The organism is Leuconostoc sp. (assembly GCF_965300815.1).
This window is the reverse complement of record NZ_CBDKZH010000067.1, coordinates 1-7,546: the sequence shown is the minus strand read 5'-3', so window position 1 is coordinate 7,546 and position 7,546 is coordinate 1. Positions and strand designations below refer to the sequence as shown.

The following is a 7,546-nucleotide window of genomic DNA, read 5'->3' as shown; positions in this document are numbered from 1 at the left end:
ATCATTGACAATAGTATAATAAGGTATATCATACTGAAAGGTTTTTTAAACTCATGACAATCGATTGGAAACACGAGACGGCTTTACGCCAAGATGATTTTATAACAGACTTAAAAGATTTGTTGGCGGTTGAATCTGTGCGTGATGATTCAAAGGCAACACCAGAAGCACCACTTGGTCCTGGACCAAAAGATGCCCTTGTGAAGATGTTAGCGATCGCTGAACGCGACGGTTTCACAACCAAAAACATTGATAACCTAGTGGGTTACATTGAAATTGGGCCAAAAGACGCTGACGAATATGTGGCAATTTTGTCGCACGTCGACGTGATGCCGGCTGGTGAAGGTTGGGAAACAGACCCCTTTGTACCAGTTGTTACTGATGATAAAATCATTGCGCGTGGCGCCTCAGATGATAAGGGACCAGGAATGGCTGCTTATTATGCGTTCAAGATTTTGTCTGATTTGAAAGTACCTTTGAAGCGCCGTGTGCGTTTGATCTTTGGGACAGATGAAGAAAATGACTGGACAGGCATGACACGTTACTTTGAAGTGGAACCAGCCCCAGTCTTTGGTTTCTCACCAGATGCCGAATTCCCAATTATCAATGGTGAAAAGGGTAATGTCCAAGTTTTGATCAAGGATGAAGCGACAAATGGTGGCTCAGTGAAGTTAGTGGCCTTTGAAGCAGGTTTGCGGACAAATATGGTACCTGGTATTGCGCGTGCGACTGTCGTCACAGCACAAGCTGAAGCCATGGTTGCCGCTTTCCAAGACTTTTTGGCAGCTAACCCACAAATTTCTGGTAGTGCTGAATCTGATGGTGATGACATTAAGTTTGTCGTGAATGGTAAGCAAGTGCACGGGGCAATGCCTGAAACGGGTGAAAATGCCGGCACTTATTTGGCCAATTTCTTGCAAAATTTTGACTTTGGTGGCACAGCCAAGTCATTCTTGACCTATCTAGGGACACCAGCTCACCAAGACACAATTGGTGAAAAGTTTGGTGTGAACTATACGGATGATGTCATGGGGCCATTGTCAATGAACGTTGGGATTCAAAAGTTTGTGGCTGGACAAGAAGCCTTCATTAACTTTAACTTCCGTTATCCAAAGGGCATCACGCCTGATGAAATTGTGGCTGGTCTTGCCACACAACTCAATGGTTGGGATGTGACACCAACCATTGGTGGTCACGCGCAAGTACCACACTATGTTGCACCAACTGATCCAATTGTTGAAACATTGCTACGTGTTTATCATGATCAAACTGGTTTGCCAGCCCATGACCAAGTGATTGGTGGTGGGACTTATGGCCGCTTGATGGCACGTGGTGTGGCGTTTGGGGCCTTGTTCCCTGATTCACCGGATACGATGCATCAAGTTAATGAATTTGCGCTATTGGATGATTTGTATCGTTCAATTGCCATTTATGCGCAAGCCATTGCTGAAATTACGAATTTAGATTAAGTAACCGAAGTACGTCAGTGATTACTGACGTACTTTTTTAGTGGCTAAAAACATGTTGCTTGTAAACTTACAAAAAGTAAGCATATTGCTTGCGATGGATCTTTTTTCCTGTATAGTTAGGCCTATAACGATTATGAAAGTAGGGCATACCTATGGGAACAACAATTCGCGGCATTCATCATGTCACAGCCATTACCAGCAGTGCACCTAAAATTTGGGATTTTTTTACCAATCAACTGGGGTTACATTTAATTAAAAAAACCGTTAACCAAGATGATGTCCATACCTATCACTTATATTTTTCAGATGATCAAGGCGAAGCAGGGAGTATTTTGACGTTCTTTGATTTTGCAGGGCTTCAAAAAGCGACTTTTGGGACGAATGAAATTTCACGCACGACTTTTCGCGTGCCAACCCTGGCATCATTTGACTATTGGCGGGCGCGGTTTACGCAGTTTGGCATTCGTTATGATGACCAAACTGTGACCCTTTTTGGGGCCACTTATCTTAATTTCTATGATTTTGATGGCCATCGTTATGCGCTGATTGCTGATGAGACCAATCCACGACAAAATCCCGTTACCAAGGCCCACCAACCTTGGCAACAGGCAACTGTGGCGCCAGAACATGCCATTGTCGGCTTGGGGCCGGCGTTTGTAACTGTTGACGATGACCAAGCGATGACCATTGTGTTAACCAAAATCATGACAGCACAAAAAATTGCGACTTCAGGCAATAATACGTTGTATGAATTTGATAATGGGGGATACGGCGCCCAAGTAATTACCCAATTGTCACGCATTATTCCAAGTGGGACGCAAGGTTATGGGAGTGTGCACCATTTGGCGTTTACAGTTGATGATGACGCCGCGTTAAAATATTGGATTGATCGTCTGCAACAACTGGGGATGCATGATTCTGGACTGGTTGATCGTTTCTATTTTAAATCTGAATATTTCCGACCAATGCCAGGCATTTTGTTTGAATTAGCCACAAATGGGCCAGGTTTTCTGATTGATGAAACCTATGAGACAGCCGGTATTCATCTTGAATTACCGCCATTTTTGGAATCACAGCGCGCTGACATTGAAGCACATTTGGTGAACTTTAATTCACCAAAATCCTGAGTGAATCGCAGACAAGCACAAGGATGAAACTTTATGCATGAACAAAATATGACGAACAGCCAGCCACTATCACCATCTGATTTGGACCAAGTGCGGCATTTATTTATTTCGGGTGACCGGAAGCGCTCGCCGCTTGTGTTATTACATGGGACAGGTGGGGATGAAACGACTTTAATTGAAGTGGCCCAGTTTTTGGCACCGGATCATCCCATTTTAGCGATTCGTGGCCGAGTTGTTGAAAATGGTTATTATCGCTATTTCAAACGACAAGCCGTTGGCGTATTTGATTTAGTCTCTTTGGCTGAGGAAACACAATGGCTTGTGGCGGCAATTACTGGTTTGGCTGAACGGTATCGGTTAAACATCGCCGATATGACTGCTGTTGGATTTTCTAATGGCGCTAACATTGCAGTTCATGCCTTGTTAACGCAGCCACAAGTGCCATTTCAACAGGTGATGGCATTACATGCCATGCAAGTCGCTGCGATTACCGCACCACAAAATTTAGACGGCACACCAGTATTTTTGAGTTATGGCACCCAGGATCCGTTGATTTCGCCACAAAACTTTGCCGCCATGCGTGATAATTTACATCAGGCAGGGGCAGATCTGTCAATTTTTCAAACTGACGGTTCGCACAATCTTACAAATGCGGAACTCCAAGCGGCACAGACGTGGTTTAAAGCGCAACAACGTGACGTCTAACCTAAGCCAACAAGTACTTAGGGATGACATCTTGGTACAGTTGGCGTGTTGCAGGGAACTTGTTATAATTGATGACAAGTATTGCATGTTGTGTCATGAGGTACTAGATTGACAGAAAAGAAAGTGAGGGTGGGACGCTAATTCGTTTCGGTTACTGAACAACAGCGTGTCACGTTAAAGAGCATGAGGACTTTTGCAGGAAATCTTTATAAGGATGATCTTGAAGGCAATAATATCGGCGTTTTTTTTGGTACTTTGGCACCGATGCACGTGGGTCATCAAGCAGAAATCTATAAGGCTGCGGCATTGAATGATGGCGTGGTGGTGATTGCGTCGGGTTATACTGGTGATCGTGGTGATCAGATGGGCTTACCCGTTGAAAAAAGATTTCGTTATTTACGCGAAGCTTTTAGTGATGAATCAGACATTAAAATTGATTACATTAATGAAGACAATATGCCCCAAATGCCTGATGGCTGGGATGAGTGGACGCGCACTTTAGTGGCCACAGTGAAGCGTAATATTGTGAATCAAGATGCTAAGATTATGTTCTATACTGGTGAACCAGATTATAAAGTAGAATTGGAAAAGCGCTTACCCCAAACTGGTCAATTTAAGGTCAGTTTGATGGATCGTACTGTTTTAAAAATTTCAGCGACAGAAATTCGTAAGGATCCGATTGCCAACTGGGATTATATTAACCGTGTTTTCCGTCGGCATTTTACCAAAAAAGTGACGGTTATGGGGTCGGCCTCAACCGGTAAATCAACTTTGGTTCGTCGCTTGGCGCGGACGAGTAACTCACCGTTTTCAGAGGAATACGCCCGAGAATATCAAGAACGATCAAATGTGAGCGATGATGAGTTAATTGTGAAGGATTATATTCGGCTGATTCAAGGCCAATATGATGCGAATTCGCGTGAAATCAATTCGCCGGCCAATAACGGGTTAACGATTTTTGATACGGATGCGATGGTGACGAAAGTATATGCTGACATGTGGTTGGACGAAGCCGATCGGGCGCAGCTGCAACCGTTGTTTGATAATACGATTAGTGAAGAACAAATTGATTTGATTTTGGTCATTCCACCAGTCACACCTTACGTTGATGATGGTTTCCGTAATATGTCAACAGCAGACGAAGCCTCACGTTGGGCGTTCCACCACGCGTTGATGCGCGTTATTGATGAGTATGGCTTTATGGATAAAGTGGTCTTATTAGATGCCAAAGGGGATAGTGATGACCCGTATGGTTATTATGCGCGCTATCTACAAGCTTTAGATGCCATTCAAGAAAGAACAGGTTTCAATATCAAACATTTAGAGTAAACCAACCCTGTTGGTTTTTTTTATGCCAAAAAAGACAACATCGTCTGTTCAGATTTTGATATGATAAAGACTAAAATGCAATGTAATGGAGGCGAGTATGGTAGCGCAACGAGCAGGGAATAAGGCAGAACAACATGTGGCACAAATGGGTTTTTGGGATCAATTGGCAACGTGGATTGGGGCTAATGCCAATAATGGCACCTGGTATATGGGCGGTGTTTTAGCAGCGTTAGGTTTTGCTGGAGCACTTGGCGTGATTTTAATTTCAGGGCCGCTGGCTTATCTTTTTTTGGCGTTAGTGGGCTACATGGGCTACAAAATGCGCGCCTCAACGATGAATTTGATGCGGCCGGCCTTTGGTTTACGGGGATCAATCGGACCATCGTTGATTAATGTGATTCAGTTTATGGGGTGGGCAGCTGTTAATACTTACATTGCTGCCATTTCTGTGAGCTATTTGCTGAGCAACATGTTTGGTACCGCACACTTTAAGCCAGGTGGGCTGAAAGGGATGCTCATTGGGGTAGCGGTAATGGGCGTGTTGCACTTAATTTCGATTTCGCTGGGACAGCGCTCAGTTCGTTTGATTGAACGGGTGGGGATGGTGTTAGTCATCTTACTCGTGGTTTGGGAAACTGTTGTGGTGTTACAAGAAGTACCTTTGTCAAAAATTATGACTTGGACGGCGCCGTCAGCTGCTCATTTGCCATTTGGGAAAGCCTTAGATGTCTTTGCTGCCTTTAACTTGGCTTGGGTGACGGCGGGTGCTGATTTCACGCGCTTTGCTGATAAAAAATCGGCGGCAACAACGGCCCCATTTTTGGGCGCAACGATTGGGTTGTATTGGTTTGCTATTGTTGGGGCGATGACGACCATTGCGGCCGCTGTTTGGACGCAAGTGTTTGATCCCAATAGTTCAGATCCATCAACGGTAGCTGCTAAACTTGGGCTTGGTGCCTTGGCTTTAATCGTCATCATGTTGACCTCAACGACAGCTAATGCGGTTAACTTAATGGCGGCTGGATCGGCCCTAAACAATATTGTGCCTAAATTAAAACTCACCCCAAGTCTATGGTTAGTCACCATTGTGGCAACACTGATGAGTTTTATTCCCTTTATTGTCGGTGGTTTCATTGAGACATTTATCTGGTTCTTAGATTTAATTGGGATGGTTTTGGGACCTGAAATTGCAATTTTGTTGGCGGACTTCTTCATTGTTCAAAAGCAAAATTACGACCGAACGGCCTTTAATCAAGGGAAAACTTATTGGTATACGGGTGGCTTCAATCTCCGTGCTTATCTCGTGTGGGCTTTGAGTAGGGGGTGCTACTTTGTGTTAGAACAGGTACCGGTTGTTGTCCAAACGGTTGGCTCAAATTGGCTCACGATGATTTTTGCGGCCGTTGTTTATGTCGCAGTTTCTAGAAATCAGACAAAAATGTTGTGATTTACTGGTTTTTAAGCTAAAATTAATAAGTATTTAAAACATTTGGAGGACGTATCATGTCTAACTGGACACCAGCTGCGGATCAAAAGAACCAAGGCACATTAGAATTTGAAATTTCACGCGCACAAGTTGAAGAAGGTTTGGAACAAGCTTTCCAACGCAACAAGAACCAAGTTTCAGTCCCTGGTTTCCGTAAGGGTAAGGTAACAAAGGCATTGTTCTTCTCAAAGTTTGGTGAAGAAGCTTTGTATCAAGAAGCAATGGACATTATCTTGCCAGCTGCTTATGAAGCTGCCATTGAAGAAGCTGGTATTACACCAGTTGGTCGTCCAAACATCGAACCCGTTTCAATGAACAAGGGTGAAGCTTGGCAATTGAAGGCTGAAGTGACAACTGCGCCTGCTATCGAGTTGGGTGACTATTTGAACCTTGAAGTTGAAGCAGCCGACACAGAAGTTTCAGATGCTGATGTGGATGCTGAAATCAAGCGTTTGCAAGAAGGTCAAGCTGAACTTGTTTTGCAAGAAGCTGACGTTAAGGCTGAAAACGGCGACACAGTTGTGATCGACTTTGATGGCTCAGTTGATGGCGACCACTTTGCTGGTGGCCAAGCTAACGACTTCGCCTTGACTTTGGGTTCAGGTCAATTCATTCCTGGCTTTGAAGACCAATTGGTTGGTCACACAGCTGGTGAAGAAGTGGATGTTCATGTGACATTCCCTGAAGAATATCAAGCTGCTGACTTAGCTGGTAAGGACGCTTTGTTTGAAGTGAAGATTCACGAATTGAAGCGTAAGGAATTGCCTGAATTGGACGACGAATTCGCCAAGGATGTTGACGAAGAAGTTGAAACATTAGCTGAATTGAAGGAAAAGACACGTCAAAAGTTGTCAGAACAAAAGGCTGAAGCTGCACAAGCTGCCTTTGAAGATGCTGTCATCACAAAGGCTGTTGAAAACGCATCAGTTGATGGCGATGAAATTCCTGAAGCAATGATTGAAGAAGACGTACATCGTCAAATCGACCAATACTTGGGTCAATTGCAACAACAAGGTATTTCACGTGACATGTTCTTCCAAATCTCAGGTCAAACTGAAGATGACTTGCACAAGCAATTCGAAGAAGGTGCTGCAACACGTGTCAAGACAAACTTGGTACTTGAAGCCATTGTGAAGGCTGAAGGCATCGACCCAACTGAAGAACAAATCACTGAAGAAGTGAACAACTTGGCTGCACAATACAACATGGATCCAGCACAAATCCGTGCCACATTGTCAGATTCATTGTTGAAGCATGACATTGCAATGCGTGAAGTAATCAAGAAGATTACTGACTCTGCAAAGGCAAAGTAAGCCTTTAAAAAAGCCCACAGGGCTTTTTTATTTTGTCGCGTTGACAAGGTGAGCTAAAAGTCTATGGATTTAAGTCATGCTGTCACGACTAATCTGTTAAAATAGATAGTATTGACA

At 43.9% G+C, this 7,546-nt stretch carries 6 protein-coding genes; all 6 read left to right on the top strand.

What is annotated here, in order from left to right; genetic code table 11:
- Positions 1-53: 53 nt before the first annotated feature.
- The 6 genes from pepV to tig all read left to right on the top strand — a co-directional run bounded on the left by pepV (position 54) and on the right by tig (position 7,429).
- Positions 54-1,469 carry a dipeptidase PepV gene (gene pepV, locus ACW12G_RS05425; RefSeq protein WP_048700050.1) on the top strand — a complete coding sequence of 472 codons (1,416 nt, stop codon included), beginning with the start codon at positions 54-56 and terminating at the stop codon, positions 1,467-1,469.
- 152 nt (positions 1,470-1,621) lie between these two features.
- Positions 1,622-2,596, top strand: a complete 975-nt coding sequence (locus ACW12G_RS05420; RefSeq protein ID WP_227783942.1) for a ring-cleaving dioxygenase — start codon at positions 1,622-1,624, stop codon at positions 2,594-2,596.
- Positions 2,597-2,629: 33 nt separating this feature from the next.
- The gene (locus tag ACW12G_RS05415; RefSeq protein ID WP_455647454.1) at positions 2,630-3,301 is read left to right on the top strand and encodes an alpha/beta hydrolase; all 672 of its coding nucleotides are present in this window, start codon (positions 2,630-2,632) and stop codon (positions 3,299-3,301) included.
- Positions 3,302-3,484: 183 nt separating this feature from the next.
- Positions 3,485-4,630 (top strand): nicotinamide-nucleotide adenylyltransferase, encoded by a 1,146-nt coding sequence (locus ACW12G_RS05410; protein WP_455647453.1) that lies wholly within the window; start codon positions 3,485-3,487, stop codon positions 4,628-4,630.
- A 97-nt stretch (positions 4,631-4,727) separates the two neighbouring features.
- Entirely contained in the window at positions 4,728-6,077 is a 1,350-nt protein-coding gene (locus ACW12G_RS05405; protein WP_455647452.1) for a cytosine permease, read from the top strand.
- A 56-nt stretch (positions 6,078-6,133) separates the two neighbouring features.
- Positions 6,134-7,429 carry a trigger factor gene (tig, locus tag ACW12G_RS05400; RefSeq protein WP_010001994.1) on the top strand — a complete coding sequence of 432 codons (1,296 nt, stop codon included), beginning with the start codon at positions 6,134-6,136 and terminating at the stop codon, positions 7,427-7,429.
- Positions 7,430-7,546: the final 117 nt, after the last annotated feature.